The sequence below is a fragment of the Cupriavidus consociatus genome, assembly GCF_017814975.1.
In the GTDB taxonomy this organism is placed as follows: Bacteria; Pseudomonadota; Gammaproteobacteria; order Burkholderiales; family Burkholderiaceae; genus Cupriavidus; species Cupriavidus consociatus.
On the sequence record NZ_JAGIQA010000029.1, the window covers coordinates 1 to 26,710 of the forward strand.

Here is a 26,710-nt window from a genome sequence, read left to right on the forward strand (position 1 = left end):
CCCGCGTCGCAGACGCCGACCGTCAGCGCACGCCTGCTCGACAGCGCGGTCGAGGGCGTGCAGTACGCCGCCACCCCGTCGGGACTGGCGGGCCGGGCCGGCACGGATGGCAGGTTCGACTGCAAGCAGGGCGACAAGGTCACCTTCAACGTGGGCGGCATCGCGCTCGGCACCGCTGACTGCAAGGCGGACATCACGCCGGTGGATTTGGCGGGCACGACGTCGCTGGACGACGTGAAGCTGCAGAACCGCCTGGTGTTCCTGCAGGCGCTCGACGACGACGACAACCCCGCCAACGGTATCCGCATCGTGACGGCGGTGGCCAACGCCTTCGCCGGCAAGTCGCTGGACTTCTCGGCCGCCGCCGAGGCCTTCGACACGGCGCTTCAGGCTATGATGCCGGCCGATCAGGCTGATGCCTCCGGCGCTGCCTACAGTGCGCGCGCCTTCGGCGCGACGCGGCGCGCGGCTGCCCTCGAGCATTTTGAATCGACGCTGGCGACCGATCTGGGTCAGTCCTCGACCACGCGTATCAGCCAAGCCAGCGCCGGCGGCGAGGTGCAGATCACCAAATACGTGTTGAACGCGCCGGATTCGCTGTACATCCCATACGAAGGCAGCAACGAGGCGGCGCGCAAGGAATTCGCCAAGGGCTTCTTTCCGGCCATCGGCTCAGGTCTGGTATTCAAGGGTGCAAAGACCAACGGCGCGCTGGAATTCTGGGGTATCACGGACCGCGGCCCGAACGGCGACTCGCCGAATGCCCCGGTGCCGGGCAACCCGACGCTGACCAGCATCACCAAGATGTTCCCGGCGCCCAGCTACACGCCGTCGATCGGCGTGATCACAGTCGGGGCCAAGGGTGCGACTGTTGAGAGTCTGGTGCCCCTGAAATCCGACGCCAGCACGCGCATCAGCGGCCGCCCGCTGCCGTTCACCAGCGTGGGCAGCAGCCTGGAGATCCCGTTGTCGGACTCGTTGAAGTACGACGCGGCCAAGGGCGCCTTCGATCCGCAGGGCCTGGATAGTGAGAGCTTGGTGTACGACGCGGCTGCCAAGGTGTTCTGGACCTCGGACGAATACGGGCCGTTTATCCTCAAGATCGATGCGGCCACCGGCGTGACCCTCAAGCGCTATGCGCCGGACACCACTGCAGGCAGTCTGCCGGAGGTGCTAAAGCACCGCCGTGCCAACCGTGGCATGGAAGGGCTCGCCATGGACAGCGCGACTGGCAAGCTGCACGGCTTCCTGCAAAGCCCAATCGATCCGTTGGACGCCAACGGCAAGAGCATCGAGACCGTCGACAGCGCAGACTTGGACCAGGACGGCAAGAACACCGACAAGGTCAAGCTGAAGGACTATGCCCAGTTCGCCCGCTGGATCGAGTTCGACCCGAAGACCGAGATGTCGAAGTTGTACGCCTATCCGCTGACTTACGCGCTGGCCGCCAATGGTGGGAAGTGGGACCGTAATCGCACTGGCAGCGCCAAGCTTGGTGACCTGGTGTCGCTTGGCAACGGCAAGTTTATCGTGATCGAGCAGGGCGCGGACGCCAATGGCGCGGTGCGCAACTTCCTGATGCTGGTGGAAGTGCCGTCCAACGTCACCGACATTGCCACAATCGGTATCGAGCTGGAAAAGAACAGTATCGATGCCACCACCGCGAGCGCGGTGTTTTGGGCGAATGTGGTCAAGCTCAAGAAGACTGTGCTACTTGACTTGAACGCGGCTGGCTGGTCGGCCGAGAAGGCCGAGGGCCTGGCGGTGGTGGACGGGCATACGCTGGCACTCATCAACGATAGCGACTTCGGTCTGCGCACTAGCATGGTCGACGCTTCAGGCGCGCTGATCGCAGGCGATCCGACCGAATGCACAGTAGACACCGAGGGCGCCATCGTCAACGACGGCAAATGTACGGCCGGTGCGGTCGGCGTGCGCGTGACGCGCGGCAACATCGTGGATCGTAAAACGCGCCTATGGCTGCTGAAGTTCCCGAGGGCGCTCGGCGGATACACGCTGCCCTAGGCCTTGGCAACCGGATGTGCACACTTTGAAAAGTTCTTGACCGCTCAACCATGACATCCTAGTTGACTGACTACAGAAGCGCTTCGTGGACGCCTAAGTCATTCGTCTGATCCCGCTGTATCTGAACAGCGGGCTTATGGATGGCGGGGTGGTGCAGCAACGACGGCACGAGGGCACGCCGCAGGGCGGTCCTTGTCGCCGTTGCCGGCGAACGTGCTGCGCGATGAAGGAAACAAGGAATTGGAGCGCCGGAGGCCATTGCTTCGTCTGATACGCTGACGATGGGAGCGTGCATATGGGCAGTGGGCGGGGCGAGCGCGTTTGGCCGCAAATTCCTCGGTTCGCCTCCTGGGTGGCTGCAGGCGTGTGGTCAAGCGCAAAGCGGGAGCCGTCGCTGGTGGCGCAACAATGACGGCCCGCTCAAGTGAGTGCTGGATATCGCCTACTTTGCCGGGGTGGGCCTGCCTCGCCTTGCTTAACCTCAACCTCTCGAACCGCCAGTGCGAACCCGCATGCCCGGTCGTGGCAGGGGGGCAGCCAAGATGGCTGCCCCCTAGGCCGATTGGCTGCGCGGCGATAGCAGGCTGCGGGGCCGCGATCACACAGGGTCGCCGCCAGGGCACTCTCAGCACAGCGTGCGGCCTTGCCCGCTATTGCGTGTCAACACCGGACGGGCGGTGCTTCTGGATGATTGCGTGGATTTCCGCATTCAGCTTGCCTTGGTCCTGCCTGCGCTTGGCTTCTGTTGCCCTCAGTGCCTCCGCGCCTTTCGGGTCGAACCGCCCTTTGACATAGTTCGCAGAGTTCTCTTCGGGAAAGTCCTCGAAGTATTCCGACCATTCACCCATAACTGACCCCATTTGCGTTGGTGAGGTGCTAAGAATCGACCAAGCTGTTGCTAATGTCAACGTCAGTGACAGCGCGCGGCCGACAAGGAACGGCAAACCCAGAACACTCAGCGTAAGCGCCTCCACGAAGTTGTTCCGCTAAACATCGGGCTGCTGTCTCGTCGCGCCGCCTTGGTTGCCGCGGTCTTCTTTGTGGAGTGAGCGACGAGCATATTGCACACGAAGCGAATTCCGCACCACCGAGCACTGGGTAGTCAGGAGGGGGCGACGAACAGCGCAGCCGCGAGCCACGGTGCCGAGGGACATCCGGAGCTTCTTGTGCGCTTCCGCCACCTCAGGTTCGTTCGGAACCGGCTTATAGAGCTTTGTACCGATTGGTTCTGCTCGGAAAGGGAGGTGGGGCTGTTTATTTGCTTCATCGCCGATCTGCGGGGGAACTGGCCGTCCCCAATAGCAGAGATTCGCATAGCGCCCCATTGCTGCCGTTCGAGTTTCGTCCGCCAACGTCTGCTCCACGGTGCGAATCCGCCATCTCTACCAGACATATAGCGGCACGCAACCAATGCTCCAAACCGCTCGCGTGGTAATCCTGTGGCCAATGGGCAACGTGAGCTGTTTCCTCAGTTGAGAACCGGGGCAATTAGGCTCGATTCTCGATAGGAACACCGCTATATCGATCACGGCAACCGCCGTCAGCCCGCACCTTTATGGCGCGACAATGCGGAACCAATCCCGCATTGTCTGTCGAACTCGGTTGATCTCTTCTTCGGAAATCTCCATCATTTGGCAGATCGTGTTTCGCAGATGGGCGATCAAGCGCGCGTCCTGGAGCAGAGCCTTATCGCGGATGAGCTCTGCAAAATAATTTTTCCAGCAGTGTTCAATGACGCCGAGCAGCTGAGAGTAGGTCATCAAGCGAGACTTGTTATGTGCTCCCCGCTTTCGCACGCGGCTGAACAGCCGCTCATGGCCGAACCCGGCCTCCGCTCGTAGTTCGGTAATGACTTTTGCTACCTACAGGCACCTGGAGTGTAAGCTGAATCGCGGTAAGTGCTTGTTTTCTTTGGCGGAAGCGGTGAGATTCGAACTCACGGACGGTTGCCCGTCGCTGGTTTTCAAGACCAGTGCCTTAAACCACTCGGCCACGCTTCCATGACCCCATCAGGGGTGAGCTGCTTACTACAGGCTTACGGGGGAGTTGTCCACCCGCGCAGCTTGTGCGCGAGCACGCTGCACTCCTTGCAATACCGCATGCTCATCAGCGGCCCGCCTGAGCCATTGTCGTTATCGTACAGGATTTGAAGACGTCGAAGAAGTTGATCGCGAAACTAAAGCGAGCCTTTGCGTTTCCATTTTTTTTACGACGCGCGATGTCGGCTTCGGCCCATACTCTCAGCGACATGCCCGTGTGGTAGGGTGAGCGTTTATTATGAAAGTCATTTTTCTTTTTGCATGCAATTTTGGCAACTGGTATCCCGTTTGGGTGAGAGTATCTACCTGCTACCGAGTTCGCTTGGTATTGCGCTCTGGTTGTGCTACCGCATCACTATGGCCAGTGCATTGCGTTGGCTCCTAGCGGTCGGTGCGGCTGCCAGCCTTACCCTCATATCCAAACTTGCCTTCATGGGCTGGGGGGTTGGAATCCCGGCGCTTGATTTCACCGGCTTTTCCGGTCATAGCGCGATGTCAGCGACTGTCCTTCCCGTGCTGCTCTATTTATGCGCACCGGCATCGCGCCCCCGTCTGGCATGGTTGGGAGCTGGTTGCGGCATTGGCCTGGCGCTGGTGATTGGTTGGTCGCGACTGGCAGTGGGCGCGCACTCTTCATCCGAGGTTTTATCTGGGTTGACGTTGGGGTTTGCAAGCAGCCTAGCCTTTCTTAACTGGCCCGGAAGGGCGTTGCCGCGCAGTGTGGCACCACTTGTCGCCACTGTCACAGGCTTCATCATCCTGCAAACGTGGCCTCTTCCCAGAGGAATCAGCAATACGCACGGGATGGTAGAGAGAATGGCGCTCCAGCTATCCGGTCGAGAATATCCACGCCGCCGATCGGAATTCGGGCTGAGGCCTTGCGTTGCGGGCGTGTATGAAACTGACGATCGGACCTTTGCGATAGCGAAGAGACCATGTTGAGCTTTGAGCGCAACACTACAGGCGACTATTCCACCTCTTAGCTTCGAACGAAGTCAACATCGGAACGACTCAGCCATTGGGTCAAGCTGATTCCGGATCGCTTTGTCAAGGAATTTGAGCGCCGGTCAAGACCGATCGCGGCGGACGCCGAAGCGATCTGGCTCACTGTGCGGCTATCCCTCAAAGGGTTGGGACTTAATGCTGAGGACCAGCAGGTCATCTCTAACGCGGGATCGATCCAGCCAATTGGTCGAGCCAAGGAAGTCGGGATGTATCCGATTTATGCACTAGTTTCAATAGATCGGGATCTGCGGCGAGCTCACCAATCATCTTGTTATAGAACTGCGTTTCCCCGCCTTAGCAGGGGGAGGCTTCCCATGACTGACAGAAGCTGTCACGCTCATTGATTCGGACACGCACGGCCTAATTTGTAAGATGGCTCGGCACTGCCAATTCAGCGATCTGGCAATATCTGATGACCGCAAGCAGCCATCTGTGAAATGTGCGTGACATTGGCGAAGATCGGCACGCGATTCTTGATCGCTACGCAGTTTCCGCATCAAAAGAATGTACAAATCAATACTCGACGACGATCTCTGGGCAATGATTCAGCCACTGTTGCCAGCGCCAAAGCCCAGGCTTCCAGGATGTCCCGGACGCAACCGGCTTGGCGATCGCGCCGCGCTGAGTGGCATTATCTTTGTACTCCAGACTGGCATTCGTTGGGCAAAGTTGCCTCAGGAAATGGGATGTGGCTCTGGGATGAGTTGCTGGCGACGACTGCGGGCCTGGCAAGAGGCCGGTATATGGGACAAGCTATCTGAGGTACTGGTCGCCAATGTTTGCGAAGCTGACAACATTGATTGGTCACGTGCCACTGTTCGTTCCTCTTCCCTTCGCCGCGTGGAACCGCTCGAACAGCAGGATCCAACCTCACTGATTGAGGTCGACCACGTTCAAAGCACCAATTCTTAGCGGATGCGAAATTCGGTCTGGTGACTAGAGCAACTTGGACCGATTGGCTGCGTCACTAACATAACGCCGCATCGTTTATACGCGTATTGTAAAAATTGAGCGCTGATGTAACTCGCTGGACTCCTCAACTTTAAGAAGGGTGCAAGGCGACATCGTCAACGCAGAAATAAAATTTTTCAATGGTCGAAATTCCTTTTATTATTTCGAAAAAAGGTAAAGTGGGTTATCGAGACAATATTACTTTTGGTTGTGATAAATAAATTATCACTTCTTAACTCGGATTTCGAACTCGTTTTTTTTATGGAACCAACCCCGAGGTAATTCTAGCATCGACTATATGCTGCTGGAAGCATCGATATAAAAAATGGGTGTAGCCGCGGGGACGGTCTACACCCTAACGGGTTGGCAAGGGGTCAAGCTTGCCAACGTCGATTATTGATGAGAACATGGATCTCGTCTTACCCTACCTTGGTAGGCCACACCCTTAGGTGGGGAACGCAGCGACGATCGTCCGATACTGCGGTTAATAATTGTCGGGGAAAGCAGCGTCGTTCTCCGTAATTGTCTGTTTGGTTATGCAAAACGTTGCAGTTTTCCGTAAAACTTAGGTTTGTCAGTTCGAGATGCGAAGATCAAATTGATCTGCATTTTTGCGGCGATACGAAACGCGATTCCCTGGTGCACGTGCGTCGGGCGTAGTCGGGGTTCCGCGAACGCGGATGATCGGTCTGACATCTGACACAGGCCAATTAGGCCGCTTATCTAAGTTTCACGATCGCGAAAGTATGGTCCAGAGCCAGCGGCCCGGCGGAAAAGCATTCAACGGCGGATCGCAGCAGTGCTCACGCTGACGAGATAGCTTATCGAGGCTCGATCGCGCTCGAAACCATACGGAGTCGTCCGACTCCGCGGGTTTGCTGCCGTCGAAAATGGCTTGTCCATTCCAAAGAAGGGCAGTGCCAACACCGCAGGGCCGCCAATTGTTAAGACATATGGTTGTCATCAATGTGTCATAACATTTTTTGCTGGTGACGGATGGAGGGCGTGATGGAAAATACAAATAGATGGCTTGAGAAAACGGATGCCGGACGCCTGGAAGTGGCTTCGCGCAAGGGCGGGTTGGACCGCCGAACTCGCTCGCTGCTGATTATGGTGGACGGGCGGATTGGCTATGAGAAGTTGGGGGTGTTGGCCAACCAACTCGGGCTCGAGCCCGCTGCCATCGAGAGGCTATTGCTGTCCGGGCTAATCCGGAAGGCAGGGCCCAGCACCGATTCACAAGCACTGACTGTCGTCCAATCGGCTGCTCTCTCATCGCCGTCAAAATCGCCAGTGCGGAAAAGGTCGCTCGCAGCTGCCAAATTCTATCTGATGGACATCGCTGTTCGTACTTTTGGGACGATCGACCATCCAATCCGAAAGCAGCTCATCGCGGCAACCGACGTGTCGTCCGTGCAGATGGCCTTTGATAAACTTCTCGAAAACCTACGGACAACCGCCACCCCGACCCTAATCGAGCAAATCGAGGCTTCATTTCGCGATCAGCTTCCCGAGGGATAGTCGAAGGGGATTCGGCTGGAGCCGGCATTACGAAGGGGAGGTGTGCCGCTAAGTTGGTACTTTGGCAGTAACTATCGAGCCAGTGCTTCCCCCTGCCGCAGAGGGGAAAGCCCATGCCGACGCCATTGATACACTCCATCCGCGTTGGATCGTGACAGCTGGGGGAACAGTCACTGGCCGCCGCCGGGGGCGCCTTAGGGCGCCCTCGTTATTGAGGGTGGCTCAATAGCCGTCGTATTAGCGTCCGGCGCTCGCATCGTTCCGTCCGGGCCCTGGATCATCAGATCCACCTTCTTTTCTTTTGCGCGCCGCGGCGGGGCGGCATCCCATGTATCGAAAGGCTTGCGGTCGAACAGCCCAGCGGTCATTCTGCCGGATCCACGTGGATGTTTTGTAGGTCTGGCTTGGGTGCTCGGGTAGTGGTAGCAAACGCCGTCCGACAAAAGAAAGGCCCCCGTCAACATGTGTCGAGGGCCACAAGTGTTGACGGGTATCCGCAGACCTGTCACTAACATCCTTACATGGAAGGCGCCCCGTGACATCCCCCACTTCGGGGTGATCGGAAACCCCGCCCTGTCGGCAAAAGTCGCGGCTTTCGCCTCCAGCCGTTCTACGGCTGCACAAGCCGGGTGCCAGCCGCTGCTATCAGGCGGGCAGGCTGTGCATACAGAAGAAGTTGCAATTGGATCTTTTCGCCACGCGCTTGGCCTCTGCGGCCAAGGTCGCGATGGCGTCCGCATCGATGTTCGCGCCTGGTTTAACCGGGACGACGCCGACAGCCATGGACACGAAACCATAGAAACGAGGATTTCCGTGGCGGTCCTCGGCCAGAATGCCACCCGCTTCGATATCAGCAGGGGTGTAGAGATGTACGGCGTTTGCATCGAACTTCGCCATCGCAGCGCGAAGGCGCCTTTCCCAATCTTCGCTCTGATAGAGGATTAAGAAATCATCGCCCCCCACATGCCCTAAAAAATCCTTCTGAGTGTCGCAAGCTTCACCAAGGATCGTGGCAGCGAGCTTCAGCATTTCGTCGCCTTGCCAATAACCATATACATCGTTGAACGGCTTAAAACTGTTGAGGTCGCAATAGCAAGCGTAAAAAAATGCATCACTCTCAATGAGTCGTTTTATGTGAGCGTCAATTGGTATGTTGCCCGGTAGGAAAGTCAGCGGATTTGCATATCGTGCGGCCTCAATGCGAACCTCCGTCACCGATCGAACCAGGTCTTCGCCAGTTGCAAGGCCGACGTACTGACCTTGATCGACAATAACCAAGCCGTCCGATATGTATCGCTGGTCCTGCGCACTCAAGAGATGCGCCAACTGTTCCATCGTGGCGGTTCTCTCCACAATAACCGGGGATTCGTTGGAAAACTCAAGACAGCTTTTCTTTCCGAAGAGTTCTCGATGATATGGAAGTGCATAGGCGTCAACAAAATTACGGCGATTGATTACGCCCACGGGCCGACCGTCCTTGACCACGGCGATTGCATGAAGCTTCGGATTTCGTGCCAGGATGTCGAGAACATCATTGTTACGGGCTTCCGGGGGAACGCTTGGCACGCTAATCATGAGCCTGCTGGCGGAGAACCCACGAGGCGCCAGTTTTACGGCTTCCGGAAATACCGCGATAGATTCCGCACGAACGGCAGCTAGTGCTTGCGCGTGGAGAGTGACGCTCGGAAAAGTATTCGGCTTGCCCAGGATAAAGCCTTGGGCATAGGTAATGCCAATATCGCGACAGACCATCAGGTCTTCCACCGTTTCGAGGCCTTCTGCTATCAGTTGCACATGCCCGTGCTTGGCGAGCTCATGCAGATGGCGGATCGCTTCGAGGTGAAACGCTGACTGAGACACACCGTGAACAATTGAGCGGTCAATTTTAATGTAATCAGGCTGCAATGCAATCCATAGGCCAAGATTGGAGTTTCCCGTGCCAAAGTCATCGAGTGCAAACCGAACGCCCGCGTCACGCAAGCGTCGAATCGAGGTTTCAAGGGTCGAAATAGGATCGGGGTTCGATTGCTCCGTTAGCTCGATGACGATTCGCTCGATGGGAAACTGCAGCGTTTCTAGGAACGCTCGCACATCAGCTTCGCAGCTGGCGATTTGCCGGATAGCTGCGGCACTGAAGTTCAGGAAAAGTTTTCCAGGAAGCTGGGTCTTTGCGAATGCGCTGACGCTAAGTTTGCCAGCGTAGTGCTCAAGCTCAACCATGCAGTTCTCCCGTTGAGCTTGGCCAAAGAGCTCCGAGGGGCTTTCCAGAGCCGATCCAACCGGACCACGCAGCAATGCTTCATAGCCCAGGATGTCTCCGGAAGAAAGGATGCCGATGGGCTGGAACACCGCATGTAGCAGCTGTTTATCGATGCACTCGGTAATCGACAGGGTCATTTTCTGAGATGTACGAAAAATCGGTCCAGCCGTAGAAACGTGGTTGGGCTTCAGGAGGCATTGATAAGCGGGGGAGAGCCTGTTTTTTCCTGTGGGAGCGCAAGCTTGGAAGCTTGCTGAGCCCATCAACGCGACGCCCGTCAGAGATCTGTGGGGAGTATCAGATACGGCCTCTGTAGGCTAGTCAGGAAATATTTCAACTCGCCGACAACTGATAAAACTGGCCCGCGGACGTCACCTGGAGATGTGTCGGAGCCAGGAAGTTCCACGCGACATCCGATATCGCAGCGGCAACGTAGGCAATGCTCCGCATGCATTGGGCATTCCGAAAATTATGTCAGTTCTGTGAATCTCCTGGCATTTCGTTGAAATTGGTCGCAAACCAGGACAACGCCGGAATTCCGCGACGATACGCTAATTTGCGATTAAGCGGGCATTTAATTCGAATTTATAATCTTGTCATTTGCAAAAAAAGTACCCAACTAACGTTGGGTGTCTGTATCAAAATAATTTAACGCTAATCATCCCAGCTTGTTATAAATTGTTAAGACATTTTAGGTGACTGGTCGAAGTCGCCGCACTCCAGTCAGTGCTTTTCGTATCATTCGTTGGCAACGGGCGTTAGTTGAATGGCCGCCGTCGACATCCGGGGAAACAATCTTGCGCCAAACGCTCGCGCGCATGCTGCGCCCGCTTGGACACCTTGGGTCGCGCACCGTCATGGCCGCAACCGTGCTGCTTGGCGTGCTGACGACGGCTGTCGTCTATGCGTTCTGCTCCAATTTGCTGGAAAAGGACGTGCGGCTCCGTTTTGAAAACGATACCGGCGACGCCGTCCAGCAGATCGATACACGGATCCGTCTCTATACCGACGTACTGGTGACCATGCAGGCGCTGTTCGGCGCCACCGATCATGTCTCGCGTGGTGAATTTCGCGATTTCGTCAGAGGGCTGAACCTGCCGCAGCGCTATCCTGGTTTCCAGACGCTGAACTACGCGCCTTATGTGCGGGCGTCTAACATTGATGCCTTTGTCGCTCGGCAGCGCAGCGATCCAATCCTGCGCGAGAAGGGGATAACCTTCAATCTCCGTCCTCCCGGCCGTCGGCCCGGTCACTACGTGCTGACCTATGTCGAGCCGCTCGATACCAACCTTGCATCAATTGGCATCGACATGGGCGAGGATCCTCGCCGTTTGGCTGCCCTCGAAAGGGCACGCGATACCGGGCAGTCGGTCAGCAGTGGGCGCCTCATCTTTAGCGAGGCAAAGAACCCACATGTAGGGATCGCCCTGCGCCTACCGGTGTACCACAAGGTGCAGAACCTAGACTCCGTGGAAGCCCGCCGACGCGCATATGTCGGGTCGGTGGGCGCGGGAATCCGGGTGGATGACCTGATGAAGGACCTTGTCAGCAACGAGAACCTACGCAGGATCCGGTTCCGCGTGTATGACGCCGGAGACTTTACGGAGCCCGCGGTTCCTCCGTCCGCTGCTAATCTGCTCTATGACAGTGTCACAGGACTCGGACGCAGTCGGGGCGCAGGCTTCAGCGCCATCCACGCGGCTGCCTCGCACGTTGCGACAGCGGGGTCGGGAGGCGAGACGGCCCCGGGTGAAGGGCAGCATGACCTGGTCAAGAGCGTCGAACGGGATTTCGGGGGGCGGCGTTGGGTGATCGCATTTGCAGCCGATGCGAAAGTTATCGGTGGTCCACAGCGTTACCTGCCGGCGCTGGTAGTCATTTCCGGGCTGATTATCAGCGTGCTGATGGGGTGGTTGGCTTACGCGTTGTCGAGTTCGCGGGCCCGTGCCATCGCCGTGGCCGACCAGATGACGCACAGCCTTCGCAAAAGCCAGGCCGCGCTCGCCCAGGCCCAGCAGATCGCTCATCTCGGCGATTGGCGCATTGACCTAAGCAAGGACAGCGCGCATTTTTCCCGCGAAATGGCGCGCCTGCTTGGCTGGCGCGGCGACAAGCCGACTCCGGAAACGCTGTTCGAGGCGATCGACGCCGGCCATCGCGCCGCGCTGCGCGAAACGATGCGGGCAGCCGTGCAGGATCGTCAGCCGTTCAAGTTTGAGTGCCCCTACCAGTCGCGGCGCGGCCGCCGAGGCTGGCTGCATCTGATTGGCCACGTGCTTGGAGGGGCGGACAGCGCCGTCCTGCATGGAACCGCGCAGGATATCAGCCAGCGCAAGTCCGCCGAGCAGGCCAGGGCGCAGGAACACCAGATCACCCTGAGTCTGGCGACAGCCACCAGTGAAATCGAGGTGCTGGAGGAGATCGTCCACACGTTGCTCGAAGGCATGGAATGGGAGGCCGGTGCCTTTTGGCCGAGCGACGACCGCCATGGACTGAAGCTGCCCCCTATCTGTATGGCTCGCGTCAAGGCGCTGGAGCCCTGGCTCGCTAATCGCCCTGCATGGCCGGCTGGCGCTGCGGTCTTGCAGGCGCCGCAATGGTATGCAAACGGGATTGCGATGGCCCGGCACGCGCAAGCCAAGTGGCTCCATGTGGGCGGCATCCGGACGGTGTTTGCCTTCCCGCTGAGCAGGGGCCACGTGACGCTTGGCGTCGTCGAACTCTATTCCCGTGCCAGGTGCAGTCGCGATGCGCACGCGCTCACCATGGCGACAGGCATTGCCAATCAGACCGGCCACTTCCTACTGAGGCGCCAGGCCGAGGAGAACCTGCGCTTCATCGCCAATCACGATGCTCTTACGGGCCTGCCCAACCGACTGATGTTCAAGGCCGAGTTCGAAAAGGCGCTGACCCGTGCCCGCGCAAGCGACCAGACCCTGCATGTTATTTTTGTCGACCTCGACGGATTCAAGGTCGTCAATGACACGATTGGCCACAACGCTGGCGACACCGTGTTGCGCGAGGCGGCCGACCGGCTGCGCAAGAGCCTCAATGACGTGGAACTGATTACCCGCTTCGGTGGAGATGAATTCATCGTGCTGCTGGACCCCAGAGGCGATTCGACGGTCCTGGGCCGGACCATCGCCAGGATCCAGGCTGCGCTCGAGCCAGCTTTCGTTGTCAATGAGTCTGAAGTTCGGGTGACTGCAAGCATCGGCATCAGTTCCTTTCCTGAAGACGGCGATGAGTGGCAGACCCTGGTCAAGCATGCCGACCTGGCCATGTACGGTGCCAAACAGCTCGGCAAGAACGGCTACCAGTTCTACTGCCGCGGCATGAGCGCGTCGCTGCGGCGGCGCATTGACATGGAGTCGCACCTACACCGCGCGCTCGAGCAGAACGAATTCATGCTCTACTACCAGCCGCGCATTGCACTCGCGTCGGGCGCGTGCACGGCGGTCGAGGCACTGATCCGCTGGCGCCACCCGGAACTTGGCATGGTCCTGCCTGGAGATTTCATCCACTTCGCGGAGCAGAGTGGCGCCATTGTCGAGATCGGCGCGTGGGCCTTGCGCGAAGCGTGCCGTCAAAACGCCGCGTGGTGTGCCCAGGGACTTTCGCCTGTGCGTGTGTCAGTCAATCTTTCGGCCCGGCAGTTCGCCGACAAGTCGCTTAGGCTGACCATTATCGATGCCTTGCGGCAAGCCAGGCTGCCCGGCAACCTGCTGGAACTTGAACTTACCGAAAGCATGGTCATGCGCGATGCTGAACAGGCGTCCAGCTGGCTCTCGCGTCTGAAACGCATCGGCGTGCGACTGGCGATCGACGACTTTGGCACCGGCTACTCCTCGCTCGCTTACCTGAGCCGCTTGCCTATCGATACGGTCAAGATCGACCGAAGCTTCGTCCGCTACATACCAGAAAGCCGCAGCGACACGCAAATTACCAGTGCGGTAATCGGGCTCGGGCACCGGCTCGGGCTGGAAGTGGTCGCCGAAGGCGTGGAGAACGAAGCGCAACTTGAGTTCCTGCGCCGCGAAGGCTGCGACGAAGTGCAGGGCTACTACTTCAGCCATCCGCTGCCGCCGGCAAAGATCACTGCTTTCCTGGCCAGCCGTATGGAGAACGGCCCCGCTTTCGAGAATGGGCCGGAACCGATGCGCGCCTGACTGGAAGCCAGCCAAGCGCGTGCTTATGCAGTCCAATAACAAGGGAGCAAAATATGCAGGACCGTATTGTTGAAATCATGTGGCAGGACATCGACAATCTCGATTTTTCCAGGATGAAGGCCAAGCTGCTGCACCAGCAACACGCGCATTGGACGCCGGAATCGCTGGAGCACGCTGAGAGCGGCTACCGCCAATTCCTTAAGCTGGCGGCGAAGTATCCCGACACGCCCGCCGTCCCCAGTGAGCAGGTGGATGCCTTCTGGCACGCCCACATCCTGGATACGAGGCGCTATGCCAGCGATTGCGAGCGCATCTTCGGCTATGTCCTTCACCATAACCCCTACGTTGGCATCGACGGCCCGGAGGATGAGGTTCGTCTCATGGAGATGGCCGCGACGAGCGATGCGCTGAGCATGCACGAATTCGGCAGCCCGCTGACCTCTGCTGCATATTGCGCTCGGGAAGCAGCCGACAAGCCCACATACTGTGCACGTATGGCCAAGGAGGCGGAACTCGCGTACTGTGCTCGCATGGCGAAGGCGGAAGAATCGGCGTACTGTGCTCGTATGGCCAAGGCGGAAGATCCGGCGTACTGCGCCCGCATGGCCAAGGCCGTTGAACCCGCATACTGCGCAATCGCAGCCGAGACCGACGAAGTCGCCATCAGTGCTCGCTTGGGCGCAAGCAGGCCATCCTATTGCGCAATTACTTCGTCCCAGGCTGCGGCCAGCTGACGGGTTCGCTTTCCGTTGTCTCTTGTGCGCCGTCAACCTGACACGTCGCCCACGTTGCAGCGTGATGGGCGGTTCTGCATCGCGCATGTAACTCGGGGGGGGCGGCGCGCAGGGGTGCAGGACTGATAACTAGACATGTCGCCGCTACCTCTTGCCGGCGCTTGTCACCCCCAGAAGCTCCGAGCTTGTGGCGCGATTCACAAGCTCGAGTTCGACCTGCGCACTTCATGCACAAATCAGGTTTGAGGACGAATCCAGCAGGAATCGCCTGGCTGGCGGGACCAGTTTCCGTCGGCCTGGCGAACCATGCGAAGAGAGCACTCCTGAGTGCAAGGGCTTCACGTGCAACGAATCAATCCGGCGTCACAGCTCTGGCGCGGCACGCGCGGCGGATCAGCGCCGCTGTCGATGCGTCATGCGGCTGCGCCGGTGCGCCTTCCAGTTCGCGCTCGATGGGGCCGGCCAGCTTCTTGCCGAGTTCCACTCCCCATTGATCGAATGGATTTATGTTCCAAAGTGCCCCCTGCACAAATGTGCGGTGTTCGCACATAGCGAGCAAAGCGCCCAGATGGAAAGCATTAAGCTGCTGCAGCAGGAGGGTATTGCTTGGCCGATTCCCTTCGAATACGAGATGCGGCACCAACATTTCATTTACCTGGGCGTCTGCGCACACCTCTGCGGCAGTGCGCCCCCGTAGCAGTGCTTCGCTTTGTGCAAAGCAGTTGGCCAGGAGCTTAGTGTGGTGACCGGGCAAATCGCTGTGAGGTTGCAGACAGGCGATAAAGTCCACCGGCACCAGTTGTGAGCCTTGGTGCATCATCTGGAAATAGGCATGCTGGCCATTAGTGCCGGTGGTGCCCCAGACCACTGCGGCCGATCCGGTCTCCAGCGCCGCACCATTGTGCTGCACCGACTTTCCGTTGCTCTCCATCTCCAGTTGCTGCAGAAAGGCCGGCAACAATTCCAGCGGTTCGCAATAGGGCGCCACGCAGCGGCTGGCAGCGCCCATGAAGCTGCGGTACCAGACGTCCAGCAGGCCGAGGATTATTGGCAGGTTCTGTTCGGGTGCCTCACTGGCGAAGTGCCGGTCCATCGCCCGTGCGCCATCGAGTAACTGGCGGAACCTGTCAAAGCCAATCGCGACTGCGATCGACAGGCCCACGGCCGACCAAAGCGAGAAGCGCCCACCCACCCAGTCCCATAACGCGAACATGTTGCCGGGGTCGATACCGAACGCCGCCACAGCGTCCCGGTTGGACGACACGGCCACGAAGTGGCGGGCAAGGTCTGCCCGTGTGGCGCCATGGCGCAGGAACCAGTCGCGCGCAGTGCGGGCGTTGGCCATGGTTTCCACTGTGGTGAAGGTCTTGGAGCAGACGATCACTAGGGTGGTGGCTGCATTTAGGCGAGTCAGCTTGCGGGCGAGGTCATAGCCGTCCACGTTAGCGACGAAATGCATGCGCGGCGCGGGTTCCGTATCATCCACCAGGGCGCGGCACACCATGCGTGGCCCAAGGTCAGAACCGCCGATGCCGATGTTGACCACATCCGTGATGGCGCGGCCATCAAAGCCTGTCCATGTGCCGTTGCGCACTTCATGTGCGAACAGTTCCATTTGCGCCAGTACGGCTGATACATCGGCCTCTACCGGCACACCCAATGCGCGGTAGCCATCGCCGGGGCGGGCTCGTAACGCCATATGGAGTGCTGCGCGGCGCTCGGTGGTGTTGACCGGTTCGCCGGCAAACATTTCATCTCGCCGCTCGCACACGCGTGCCTGGCGGGCCAGTTCGAGCAGCAAACTCAGGGTTTCCTCGGTAACGCGGTTCTTGGCGTAGTCAAGGGTCAGGCCGCAGGCCGAAGCCGTCATGTGCTCGGAGCGGGTCTGGCCGTGCGGGCCCGCGAACCAGTCACGCATATGGGTATGGCGAATCTTGGCAGCATGCTCACGCAAGGCCTGCCAGGCGGGGAGGGACGTCGACATCAGGGTTGCTCCAATGCGGTGACCGGAAATTCGAACTACACATCTACGCCACGCCAACACGTTGACGATGTCGGACACGATAAGGCGCTGCTACGCTGGCCACTACTGCAATGCCGACAATCTGGGACGGCCAGGATGAGATGCCCCTGTGGCTGCGGCGGGAGGGCAATGCGGGGAAGATGGTGAAGTTTTCCGGGGCGGGTAGCGTCGTCGAGTATCCAAGCGTTCAGCTTCGGATTGGTCTGGGGCCATAACCCTTCGGATATCAAATGTCCCTTACCTCGGCGTGCGCTCAACTCACGAAGCGGGTATTTTGTCGCTGGTCTGTTTGTTGTGTGTACCCTGCATGGGGAGGGAATTCTGAGCGAGCTTTACCTCGCGCTTTGAGCGCGTCAGCGAATCACTGGAACTGGTTGAGCACCGCTTTGATTGACCGTTGCCCGCGGTTATCGGCAAGCTCGCAGTCATGATCTGGAACCCTAAAGTTTCGGATGGAGTCGCTATGGTTTGGCGCGGGGTCACCGCGTTGCAGCCTGTGGAGAGTCGGCGTAGTCAAGCCACTCTACGAAGCAGGGACCCACCGAAGTGACTACGTAGAGAATCGTATCACGTAGCACCGGAGGAATCCCCCGCCGTAAGGCGGCAGCCGAAGGCTGAGGGCCGGGAGGATGTCAAACTTGGCCCAAGACGATGCGAAGTTCGCCGAGTCGCATCCAGCTGTTACAGGCCACGTCCCACAAGATGCCAATATAATTTCATATACGTGAAATTATATTGGAGCCTCTTTCCTGGCGCTGACGAAGCGGCCGGTGAGCAGGCATATGTCTTGCGGCCAAGCGCACTATGTTCCGTGTTTGATGTTGCGGGCACGTGTCAACTGCGCGATGCGCGCCGTACGCAACAGGTCCACCAATTCAGGTAGTTACCAGATGGACCATTCCATTGTCCAATCCCCCTGGTTGGATCGACAGGGGATAAAGTGGACTTTGTTTCGGGAACCGCGAAGCAGCTGGGGCCGGCGCTGATGCAAAGAATCGCACGCTACCGTTACCAGGTCTTTGTCGAACAGTTGGACTGGCCTCTGGCTTGCTCGAACGGTGTGGAGCTCGATCAGTTCGACCAGCTCGATACGCTCTACGTAGCGGCGCACGTGAGCGGGAAACTGGCGGGTATTGCGCGTCTGTTGCCCACTACGCGTCCCTACTTGCTCGGCGAGGTCTTCCCTCAGTTGCTCGGCGGGGATGCGCCGCCCGCATCTGCGCGCGTCTGGGAACTGTCACGCTTTGCGGCTACGCCCCCGGAAGGTGTTCAAAGCGGCAATGCGTTCGGTCATATGTCGTCCGCACTTGCCGTGCAACTGCTCGCCGAAACACTGACTGCAGCGGCTAACCGCGGCGCGGCGCACCTTATCACGGTGTCGCCACTGGGCGTCGAGCGCCTACTCCGAAAAGCCGGCTTTACTGCGCGGCGCGTGGGTGTTCCCCACATTTCGGGCAGAGATTGCCTGATCGCGTGTTGGATCGATACACCGGCTGCGGTCTCACTGCGCCCCAATTATGCAGGCCAATTCGAACTGGCCTGACCGCCGAGCCAGAGCACGAGCCATGGCGATCCTTCGACCATTACACTCTGCCGGCACCGCGACTCGAGATCAGGCGTACAGCAAGCCCATCATGGCCGCGCGTACGACTGCTCCGGTCTTGTTCGGCGCATTTAGCTTGCGCACGGCGTTCTTCATGTGGAAGTTGACGGTGTCCACCGATAGGTGCAGGATGCCGGCAATGTCGCCGGATGTCAGGCCGTCCGCTGTCCAGCGCAGGACCTCAGTCTCGCGGCGGGTCAGCTTCTCCGCCTGCACGGCCGATGCATTGGCGCCGAGCATGCGCGAGAAGATCACGTGGCTCACACTGACCAGGGTGCGCATCTTTCGTTCGTTGCTCTCGAGTTCGCTGGCAGAGATCGGCTGGCCGCTGCGCGCCAGCGTCAGCATGCTGCCCACGCCGTCAGCACCGAAGCAGGATTGGCACCAGCCGACGCGCAGGCCAGCTTTCTGTGCCTCTTCCCACAACGCACGCGTGTCGGCGAAGACGCAGTCATCCCACACGAGTGGAACTGTGGTATGCCGGCCGTGCGCGACTGTCGGGTCAATTGCGAGATAGTTGGCCTCTTGATAGCGGGCCTGCCACGCGGTCGGGTAGCTGCTGAAGATCGTGGTGCGTGGTCGAGACAGCGGCAACGGCAACCGCATGCCGTAAGCACATGTGTCGAAGCCTAGCGCGTGCGCCGCCCGTTCGACACGCAGGAATGCCTCTCCCGTGGACGATACGTCATGCATGTCCGCAAGCAGTTCTGCCTGCCACTTGATTGTATCCATACTGTCACCATTACGGTATCGCGCCTTGGAAGAATACCGGTTCGAGCATTTACCATAATTCCGGGGCCGAACCGTGAAGACGATCGGTTGAAAGCAATTTTGCTACGTTGATGTTCACGTTAGTCCTCAATGCGTGGGAGCCAGAGCCGATACGAGGACGAATGGAACAATGGGTAAACGGCCGAGAAGGCGCCGTACGTCAGCGTACAATTACGTGGATGGTCGACACGGAGATGTATCCGCTAATGGTGAAATCTATTGGGCCGGGGATTCTGGCATGACGGTCAACACATTTCAATTGAATTTTTTTTAATTCTCTCCTTGTCATTGATGTGAATAGAAAGGATGGAGGCGCCGAATGCAAATTCAGGCTACGCGTGACGAGTTTGACAATGCAACGGCGGGTGGGGCAATGATGTTGGCGATGAAATGAGGACCTGGCAGCTTTGTCGATCGACGCTGTCGTTTGAGCCGCTCCCGACTCCCCGCTGCCCGTCGCGCCGGCCGGATCCCGGAGAATTGTCGGCAGGCGCTTCTACCAAAAATGGCAGGTCACAACGGCTCAAGAAAAAGTAATACTGCTCGCGCGCTTGCGTATCACCAAATCCCTTGAGATTGTTCTTTCGCGTGCGGCGTAAGATGCAAATGCGAGCATTAAATCTCTTGTCTTGACCTCTGTCTCGACTTTGGGGCGCGAATTCACTAATGTTTCATCTTTTTCTGAGAAAGTCGCGATAACAATAATTTCACTAGCGAGAAGGTCAGAAGTTTGCTGTTTCAATCGTCGGGTGGTCAAATGAGAGACTGGCGTGAGATGTGCCTCGAGCGTTTTGGTGCCGCAAAAAGTGCGGAGGATCTTTTTGTTGAGGTGTCAAATATAGTCAGGCAGTTTGAATTTGAGCATTGTGCCTATGGCATATGCGCTCCATTACCGGTAAGCAAGCCTCGTTTCTCCATCTTCTCCGATTATCCCGAGCCGTGGGTTCGACATTATCTCTCACAGCATTATTTTGCGATTGACCCCACTGTGCGACACGGCTTTTCCACGACACAGCCGCTCGTCTGGACCTCTAGCGGCCATGACAGGAACAACGAGTTCTGGGCCGAGGCCGACCACTATGGCCTGCGCCATGGCTGGTGCATGTCGGCCCAGAGCGCATCGGGCGCGAGGGGGCTGCTCACCATGGTCCGTTCTGGCAGCGCCATCGGCCGGGCGGAGCTGGCGGAGAACGAAGGCCGGATGTCGTGGCTTGCCAACGCCGTGCACGTCGTGATGAGCCAGTACCTGACACCCAGACTGATGCCAGAAGCTGGCGTCAGCCTGACCAACCGTGAGCAGGACTCCCTGAAGTGGTCCGCGACCGGCAAGACCAATTCGGAGATCGGCGAGATCCTGTCGGTCGATGAACGCACGGTGAAATTCCACTTGGGCAACGCGATGCGGAAGTTGAACGCAGCCAACAAGACTGAGGCCGTCGTCAAGGCCGCGCTGATGGGCAAGCTTTTCTGAACGCGCCGTGGCTGTCCGAACGAACAGCTGTTTCCCATGCCGCAGGGCGGGTAGTCTCCCGAACAGCGAGCTGGACGACCGGGTCGTTCGGCTCATGTCGCGGGCGCATCTCGCGCGGCGACAACACCTTCTTCCAGCTTCCATGAACGCCGTCGTACTAGATTCCATTGGAAAGAGCTACAGCTTGGGTGCGGTAGGGGTCGCGGCGCTTTGCGATATCGACCTCGAGATCCGCAGCGGCCGGTTGACGATGATCGCTGGCGCATCGGGCAGCGGCAAGTCGACGTTGCTGAACCTGATCGGTTGCATCGACAGGCCAGACAGTGGCCGCCTGGTCGTTGCGGGCCAGGACATCGCTCGTCTGAGCGATGACGCCCTGTCGGACTTTCGCGTGCGCCATCTCGGCTTTGTTTTCCAGAACTTCAATCTGATCCCGGTGCTTACCGCCTACGAGAACGTCGAGTATCCGCTCCTGCTTGCCAACGCGTCCAAGGGGCATCGGGCGCGGCGCGTCTCGGAGCTGCTGGACGCCGTGGGCTTGGCCGATAAGGCGAAGCATCGGCCGGGGCAGCTCTCGGGCGGCCAGCGTCAGCGCGTGGCCGTGGCGCGCGCGCTGGCGGCGTCGCCGCGGATCGTGCTCGCCGACGAACCGACCGCCAATCTGGACAGCCACACGGGTGCGGCCATCATCGCGCTCATGCGCCGGCTACAGCAAGAGCAGGGCGTTTCCTTCGTGATCTCCTCGCATGATCCCCAGGTCCTTGCCATCGGAGACGACGTAGTAAGGATCGCCGACGGCAGGATCGTCAACGTCTGCCGAGGTCTTGGCGAACGGGAGGCCGCATGAATACCTTTGCCCTGGCGCTGCGCAACCTGCTGCGCAACCGTCGTCGCTCGATCACGACAATCCTCGCCATGATCGTGGGCGCCCATGCAGTGCTACTGTTCGGTGGCTACAGCCGTAATATCACCTACGGCCTGCAGACCGATTACGTGAAATACGGCGGCCACCTGCAGATCCAGCGTGAAGGCTACTATCTCTACGGCAGTGGGAATCCGGCGGCGTACGGCATCGCCGGCTACGACAAGATCATCCATGCCATCCAGGCCGATCCGGTCCTTGCGCCGATGCTCGTCGTCGCGACCCCAACCCTGCAGCTGCAAGGCATCGCCGGCAACTTCGCTCGCGGCGTTTCGCGCACGGCCATCGCGCAAGGCGTGGTGGTCGAGGACCAGAACCGCATGCGGGACTGGAACGACTACGCGTTCCCGGTGGTCGTGGCGCCGATGGCGCTGACCGGGACGCAGAACGATGCCGCGATCGTCGGTACGGGCCTCGCACGAGTATTGAGCCTGTGCAGCCAACTCGGCGTCAGCGACTGCGACGGTGCCTCGGATGCGCAGGGCAAGGCGGATGGGGCCGAGGTGGACGGCCCCGCCTTGCCTGCGGACGTGAGCGCGCTCGCGCAGGCGACACACGGCGCTGCGCCGGCGGCGACCGGGTCACGGCCCGGCATCGAGCTGCTGGCCGCTACGGCGCGCGGCGCGCCAAACGTGGCTGCATTGCAGGTCGTCAAGGCCGAGCAGCAGGGCATCAAGGAATTTGACGATGTCTATGTGGGTCTGCATCTCGCACAGGCGCAGCGTCTCGTCTATGGCAACGAATCCCCGCACGTCACGGCGATCGTGGTGCAGCTCAAGCACACAGCGCAGCTCGAAGCGGCCAAGGCGCGCCTCGATGCGCTACTCGCCGACCAGTTCAAGGGCGAGAAGATGGAGGTCGTCGATTTCGTGACGCTCAACCCCTTCTACGGACAGGCGCTCGCGATGTTCGCCACGCTGTTCGGCTTCGTCGCGTTGCTGATCGCCGCGATCGTCCTCTTCACGGTCGGCAACACCATGAGCATGGCCGTGATCGAGCGAACGGTGGAGATCGGTACGCTGCGCGCCCTGGGGCTATGCCGGGGCGGCATCCGCAAGATGTTCGTTTGCGAAGGCCTGATGCTGGGTCTGCTCGGCGCGGTACTCGGCGTGGCGAGCGCAGCCGCTCTCGCGGGCCTCATCAACCACAGCGGCATGACCTGGACGCCGCCTGGACGCTCGCCGGTGCCTCTCATCATTCGCGTCTGGGGCGAGAGCGACCTGATCGTGGGTACGGTCGTGGGTCTGCTGCTCGTGGCTGTGCTCTCGGCCGTGCTGCCGGCCCGGCGCGCGGCGCGGATGAACGTGGCAGATGCTTTGCGCCATACTTGATGCTGTCCCGAGGCGGCACGAAAGGACAACGATCATGACGAAATGGTTCGGATGGCTCGCAATCGCCGTGGTGGCGCTCAGCCTGCAGGCGGGCTGTTCGTCGCACGGCGACGAGGGCAACGGCGCCCCGCCGCCCGGCCTGGACCTGTCGACGACAAAGACGTCTACTGGCGGCAAGTACGTGGTTGACCTGCGCCGGCCCGGGCAGCCCACGCGCGTCAATAAGCTGGAAAGCTGGCAGATCGTCGTGCGCACTCCGGCCGGCGCGCCGGTGCCAGGGGCCTCGATTCGCTTCGGTGGCGGCATGCCGCAACACGACCACGGTTTTCCCACGCAGCCACGCGTGGTGCCCGACCCGGCATCCGGCGCGGCATCCGGTGATTATCAGCTGCAGGGCATGAAGTTCAGCATGCCGGGCTGGTGGGTGATTCGTCTGGACATCGATGCGCCCGGCGGTACTGACGACATTACCTTCAATGTCGTGCTGCCGCCGTCGGCTTCCTGATACGACGTTGCCACGCCGCACAAAGGTATGGTATCGGCGTTGACTCTGAAGACTAGAGGAATACATGCGTAGACTGATCCTGTTGCTGATGTCTCTCCTGGCGGTCGAGCAGGCCGCGTGCGCCGCGCCCGCGCCGGTCCCCGCGGAGGCGGTGATCGGGTTGGCGCAGGCCGTTGAAGCGGAAGCGGACCGGTTGCCCGCATATCAGCCCCGCTTCGGACGCACCCGGCCGGTCGTGGCCGTCGTCGCGGAGAACTACTACACGGAACTCTCTGATTACGTGGTGCCTTACAGCATCCTGTCGGCGTCCAATGCGGCGGACGTGCACGCGCTCGCGACCCAGCCCGGCACGGTGCGCATGTTCCCCGCGAGCCTGACGATCACGCCGCAGGCCACCACCGACGACTTCGACAAGCGCTTCCCGGAGGGCGCCGACTATGTGATCGTGCCGGCCGTGCATCGCGACGACGATCCGAAGCTGGTTGGGTGGGTTGCCGCGCAGGCGCGCAAGGGCGCCACGGTGGTAGGCGTCTGCGATGGCGTCTGGGTGCTCGGACGCGCCGGCCTGCTCGAAGGGCGCAATGCCACGGGCCACTGGTATTCGTTCGACGACCTCCGCAAGACCTTTCCGAAGACGCAGTGGCTCCGCGGCAAGCGCTACGTCGCGGATGGCAAGGTCGTGACCACCACCGGCGTCACGGCCACAATTCCGGTCTCATTCGCGCTCGTCGAGGCGATCCAAGGCCGTGAGAAGGCCCTGACGTTGGCGAAAACGCTCGGCATCGAGGGCTGGTCGGCCGCGCATCCGAGCGAGCGCTTCCGGCTCGGGGTGCCATCGATGCTCACCATCGCGGGCAACTATGCTTCGTTCTGGTCGCATGAGGACGTCGGCATTCCGGTCGCGCCGGGCGTGGACGAGCTCGCCCTGGTGCTCGAGGCAGACGCGTTCGCGACCACTTTCAAGTCGACCGTCTACACGGTGTCCTCGGGCCGCGAACCGATTGTCACCCGGCGCGGCCTCACGATCGTGCCGGACCGTGTGACGAATGTCGATGCGCCGCGCCGCATGCTGGCCGCGCCGCGGACCGAAAGGCCCCTGCGCTCACTTGACGAGGCGCTCGGCCGCATCGCCACGGCTTTCGGCGAACGGACCGCAGCCTGGGTGCGCCTGCAGATGGAATACCCGGGTTATTGACCCGCCAAGCGCCAGGCAACAGCGCCTTTCAATCCTGCTTCCTCGACCGGGCGCCCGCAAGGCGACCGGCGGGGCAGGCACGTCCAATCAGAGGAACTTTGAAGATGTTGATGCGTTCATTTGCTATCCGCTTCGCTGGCCGCGCGCTCGCGGTACTGGCGCTGGCCGGTGCCACGCAGACACTGGCCGCCGCGCAGCTGTCCGATCCTCAGGCCATCCTTGCGGAGAGCGACGCGGTGCGCAATCCAGGCAAGCCGTTCTCGCTGACGGTGACACTCACCGAATACACCAACGGCAAGCAGACCGATGCCAACGCGCTGCAGGCGTATTCGGCCATCAACGGGCGCTCGGGCCAGTTCCGCAGCCTGATCCGTTTTGTCGCGCCCGCGCGCGATGTGAACAAGCTGATGCTCAAGACGGGCAACGACTTATGGTTCTTCGACCCGGCCAGCAAGGCCAGCGTGCGCATTTCCCCGCAGCAGCGCCTGCTGGGGCAGGCCTCCAACGGCGACGTCGTGACGGTCAACTTCGCCCAGAGTTACAAGGCGACGCTGGAGGTGGAGGAGAATATCCAGGACGGCGACCGGCAGACGCGCCATGCCTATAAGCTCGCGCTCAAGTCCGGCGCGGCGGACGACACCTACGCCGCGATAGAGATGTGGGTGGAGACCACGACGCGCCGCCCGATCAAGGCCCGCTTCTTCAGCGACAGCGGCAAGCTGCTGAAAGTGGCATTCTACCGGCGCTATCGCGAGGAAATGGGCGCGCAGCGTCCGACCGAGATCGTCATCATCGATGGCCTAAATCCGAACCTCGTGACCGTGATGCGCTACGACAGCTTCGTGCCGCGCGACGTCCCGGATGGCTGGTTCCAACAGGACTACCTGCCGCGCTTCCAGCCGGAATGAAGCGGTTGCTTGCCGGGGCGCTCGCGCTGCTGGCCGCGAGCGGGACCTGTCACGCCAACGGCGCGGAGGAGGAAGCCGGCCTGGCGCTGGCCGACAGCACGCCCATCGAGGTCGTCGAGACCGGCAGCGCGCAGGTGAGCGTGGAGGGCGCGCTGCGATGGGCCACGAACCGGCCCGACAGCACTACCGACCCGGCGCAGCGGCTGTCCATCGACCTGGCCTTCCAGCGCGCGTTCCTGCCCGGCTGGAAGTTCGTCTTTGCGGATCGGCTCGATCTCAACGGCCCGGCCAGGTTCGTGGGAGACCCGGCCGCCATCAACACGCTCAAGGAATTCTACGTGAGCGGGCGAATCGGCGACGGCACCGTGCTCGCCGATGCGGGGCGCATCAACATGCGCCTGGGCGTGGCGACCGGGTTTAACCCCACCGATTACTTTCGTGAGGATGCGGTGCGCTCGGTGGTATCCGTCGATCCGGCAAGCCTGCGCGAGAACCGCCTCGGGACAGTGATGGCGCGCGGACAGGCGGTCTGGTCGGGTGGATCGGTCACCGCGCTGGTCGCACCGCGTCTTGCCGACGAAAAGAACGACAGCAACTTCGCCATCGACCTCGGCGCGACGAACCGCCGCACGCAGTGGTTGCTGGCCGGCACCGCGCGCCTGGTGGACAACTTCTCGCCGCAATGGCTGCTGTACGGCAATGGGCGGGAAGGTGATTCGCCGCAGCTCGGCTGGAACGCCACGGCGTTGTTCAACCAGGCTTGCGTGGGCTTCTTCGAATGGACGGGCGGGCGCCGCTCCTCCACGTTGGCCCGCGCGCTAGGCCGGGATGGCAGCGACACGGCGTTCCGCTCCCAGCTCGCAACCGGCGCGACCTGCACCGCCAGCAACAACCTGTCGCTCACGCTGGAATACGACTACAACGGTGCCGCGCTAGACGGCAAGGGCTGGCGAGAGCTGCAGGCGGGGCCCCCGCAGGTGTACGCGGCCTATCGGGCGGCCGTCACCGCGGCGCAGGAACCCGCCACGCGCAACAGCGTGTTCGCGATGATCCGCTGGCAGAACGCCTTCATGCCACGCCTCGATCTCAGCGGGTTCATGCGCTTCAACGTGGAAGACCGCAGCCGCCTGAGCTGGGTCGAAGCGCGCTACCGCTTCGAACGCACCGATCTGGCGTTGCAGTGGCAGATCAGCAGCGGCGCGCCGCTGTCGGAGTTCGGGGCGATGACGCAGCAGCGCCTGTGGCAAGTCCTGCTCAAGCACTATTTCTGAGGGCCT

General features: G+C 60.4%; 19 protein-coding genes and 1 tRNA gene. 14 read left to right on the forward strand and 6 right to left on the reverse strand.

The window, feature by feature from the left end; translation table 11 throughout:
- On the forward strand, positions 1 to 2,025 hold a 2,025-nt coding region (locus J8I82_RS29770), incomplete at its 5' end, for an esterase-like activity of phytase family protein (protein ID WP_209763036.1).
- Between the two features lie 650 nt (positions 2,026 to 2,675).
- Here J8I82_RS29770 and J8I82_RS38595 read toward each other — a convergent pair.
- The 3 genes from J8I82_RS38595 to J8I82_RS29785 all read right to left on the reverse strand — a co-directional run bounded on the left by J8I82_RS38595 (position 2,676) and on the right by J8I82_RS29785 (position 4,025).
- Entirely contained in the window at positions 2,676 to 2,999 is a 324-nt protein-coding gene (locus J8I82_RS38595) for a hypothetical protein (RefSeq protein WP_245180270.1), read from the reverse strand.
- A gap of 579 nt (positions 3,000 to 3,578) precedes the next feature.
- Complete coding sequence (locus J8I82_RS29780) at positions 3,579 to 3,785, reverse strand: Swt1 family HEPN domain-containing protein (RefSeq protein ID WP_209763038.1); 207 nt, start codon at positions 3,783 to 3,785, stop codon at positions 3,579 to 3,581.
- Between the two features lie 152 nt (positions 3,786 to 3,937).
- Positions 3,938 to 4,025 (reverse strand) — tRNA-Ser (locus tag J8I82_RS29785).
- Positions 4,026 to 4,496: 471 nt separating this feature from the next.
- On the opposite strand from J8I82_RS29785, the gene J8I82_RS39705 reads away from it, so the two are divergent.
- The 3 genes from J8I82_RS39705 to J8I82_RS29800 all read left to right on the forward strand — a co-directional run bounded on the left by J8I82_RS39705 (position 4,497) and on the right by J8I82_RS29800 (position 7,541).
- A complete protein-coding gene (locus J8I82_RS39705) occupies positions 4,497 to 5,006 on the forward strand; it encodes a phosphatase PAP2 family protein (protein WP_431831594.1) in 510 nt (169 codons plus the stop codon).
- A 567-nt stretch (positions 5,007 to 5,573) separates the two neighbouring features.
- Positions 5,574 to 5,981: a transposase gene (locus J8I82_RS39710; protein WP_209763042.1), complete on the forward strand. Its 408-nt coding sequence runs from the start codon at positions 5,574 to 5,576 to the stop codon at positions 5,979 to 5,981.
- 1,047 nt (positions 5,982 to 7,028) lie between these two features.
- Entirely contained in the window at positions 7,029 to 7,541 is a 513-nt protein-coding gene (locus J8I82_RS29800; RefSeq protein ID WP_245180272.1) for a hypothetical protein, read from the forward strand.
- 645 nt (positions 7,542 to 8,186) lie between these two features.
- Here the strand turns inward: J8I82_RS29800 and J8I82_RS29805 are convergent.
- Positions 8,187 to 9,938 (reverse strand): EAL domain-containing protein, encoded by a 1,752-nt coding sequence (locus J8I82_RS29805; protein WP_209763045.1) that lies wholly within the window; start codon positions 9,936 to 9,938, stop codon positions 8,187 to 8,189.
- A 660-nt stretch (positions 9,939 to 10,598) separates the two neighbouring features.
- Between J8I82_RS29805 and J8I82_RS29810 the strand changes: the two genes are divergently transcribed.
- Positions 10,599 to 13,970 (forward strand): bifunctional diguanylate cyclase/phosphodiesterase, encoded by a 3,372-nt coding sequence (locus J8I82_RS29810; RefSeq protein ID WP_209763047.1) that lies wholly within the window; start codon positions 10,599 to 10,601, stop codon positions 13,968 to 13,970.
- A gap of 53 nt (positions 13,971 to 14,023) precedes the next feature.
- On the forward strand, positions 14,024 to 14,704 hold the full coding sequence (locus J8I82_RS29815; protein WP_209763049.1) for a glycine-rich domain-containing protein: 681 nt from the start codon (positions 14,024 to 14,026) through the stop codon (positions 14,702 to 14,704).
- Between the two features lie 352 nt (positions 14,705 to 15,056).
- Here the strand turns inward: J8I82_RS29815 and pgi are convergent, their stop codons facing one another.
- Positions 15,057 to 16,688: a glucose-6-phosphate isomerase gene (pgi, locus tag J8I82_RS29820; protein ID WP_209763051.1), complete on the reverse strand. Its 1,632-nt coding sequence runs from the start codon at positions 16,686 to 16,688 to the stop codon at positions 15,057 to 15,059.
- Positions 16,689 to 17,667: 979 nt separating this feature from the next.
- Between pgi and J8I82_RS29825 the strand changes: the two genes are divergently transcribed.
- Positions 17,668 to 18,270, forward strand: a complete 603-nt coding sequence (locus J8I82_RS29825) for an acyl-homoserine-lactone synthase (RefSeq protein WP_284183220.1) — start codon at positions 17,668 to 17,670, stop codon at positions 18,268 to 18,270.
- Positions 18,271 to 18,339: 69 nt separating this feature from the next.
- Here the strand turns inward: J8I82_RS29825 and J8I82_RS29830 are convergent, their stop codons facing one another.
- Complete coding sequence (locus J8I82_RS29830) at positions 18,340 to 19,062, reverse strand: autoinducer binding domain-containing protein (protein ID WP_245180274.1); 723 nt, start codon at positions 19,060 to 19,062, stop codon at positions 18,340 to 18,342.
- A gap of 796 nt (positions 19,063 to 19,858) precedes the next feature.
- On the opposite strand from J8I82_RS29830, the gene J8I82_RS29835 reads away from it, so the two are divergent.
- From J8I82_RS29835 to J8I82_RS29865, 7 genes are all read left to right on the forward strand, one after another.
- A complete protein-coding gene (locus J8I82_RS29835; RefSeq protein ID WP_209763053.1) occupies positions 19,859 to 20,572 on the forward strand; it encodes an autoinducer binding domain-containing protein in 714 nt (237 codons plus the stop codon).
- A gap of 142 nt (positions 20,573 to 20,714) precedes the next feature.
- The gene (locus J8I82_RS29840) at positions 20,715 to 21,419 is read left to right on the forward strand and encodes an ABC transporter ATP-binding protein (protein WP_209763055.1); all 705 of its coding nucleotides are present in this window, start codon (positions 20,715 to 20,717) and stop codon (positions 21,417 to 21,419) included.
- Positions 21,416 to 22,825 carry an ABC transporter permease gene (locus J8I82_RS29845; RefSeq protein WP_209763057.1) on the forward strand — a complete coding sequence of 470 codons (1,410 nt, stop codon included), beginning with the start codon at positions 21,416 to 21,418 and terminating at the stop codon, positions 22,823 to 22,825. The genes J8I82_RS29840 and J8I82_RS29845 overlap by 4 nt, the downstream gene beginning before the upstream one ends.
- 34 nt (positions 22,826 to 22,859) lie before the next feature.
- Complete coding sequence (locus tag J8I82_RS29850; protein ID WP_245180276.1) at positions 22,860 to 23,330, forward strand: FixH family protein; 471 nt, start codon at positions 22,860 to 22,862, stop codon at positions 23,328 to 23,330.
- Positions 23,331 to 23,394: 64 nt separating this feature from the next.
- Complete coding sequence (locus J8I82_RS29855; RefSeq protein WP_209763059.1) at positions 23,395 to 24,525, forward strand: DJ-1/PfpI family protein; 1,131 nt, start codon at positions 23,395 to 23,397, stop codon at positions 24,523 to 24,525.
- Positions 24,526 to 24,632: 107 nt separating this feature from the next.
- Positions 24,633 to 25,433, forward strand: a complete 801-nt coding sequence (locus J8I82_RS29860) for an outer membrane lipoprotein-sorting protein (protein WP_431831595.1) — start codon at positions 24,633 to 24,635, stop codon at positions 25,431 to 25,433.
- Positions 25,430 to 26,704, forward strand: a complete 1,275-nt coding sequence (locus J8I82_RS29865) for a hypothetical protein (RefSeq protein ID WP_209763063.1) — start codon at positions 25,430 to 25,432, stop codon at positions 26,702 to 26,704. The genes J8I82_RS29860 and J8I82_RS29865 overlap by 4 nt, the downstream gene beginning before the upstream one ends.
- Positions 26,705 to 26,710 lie beyond the last annotated feature (6 nt).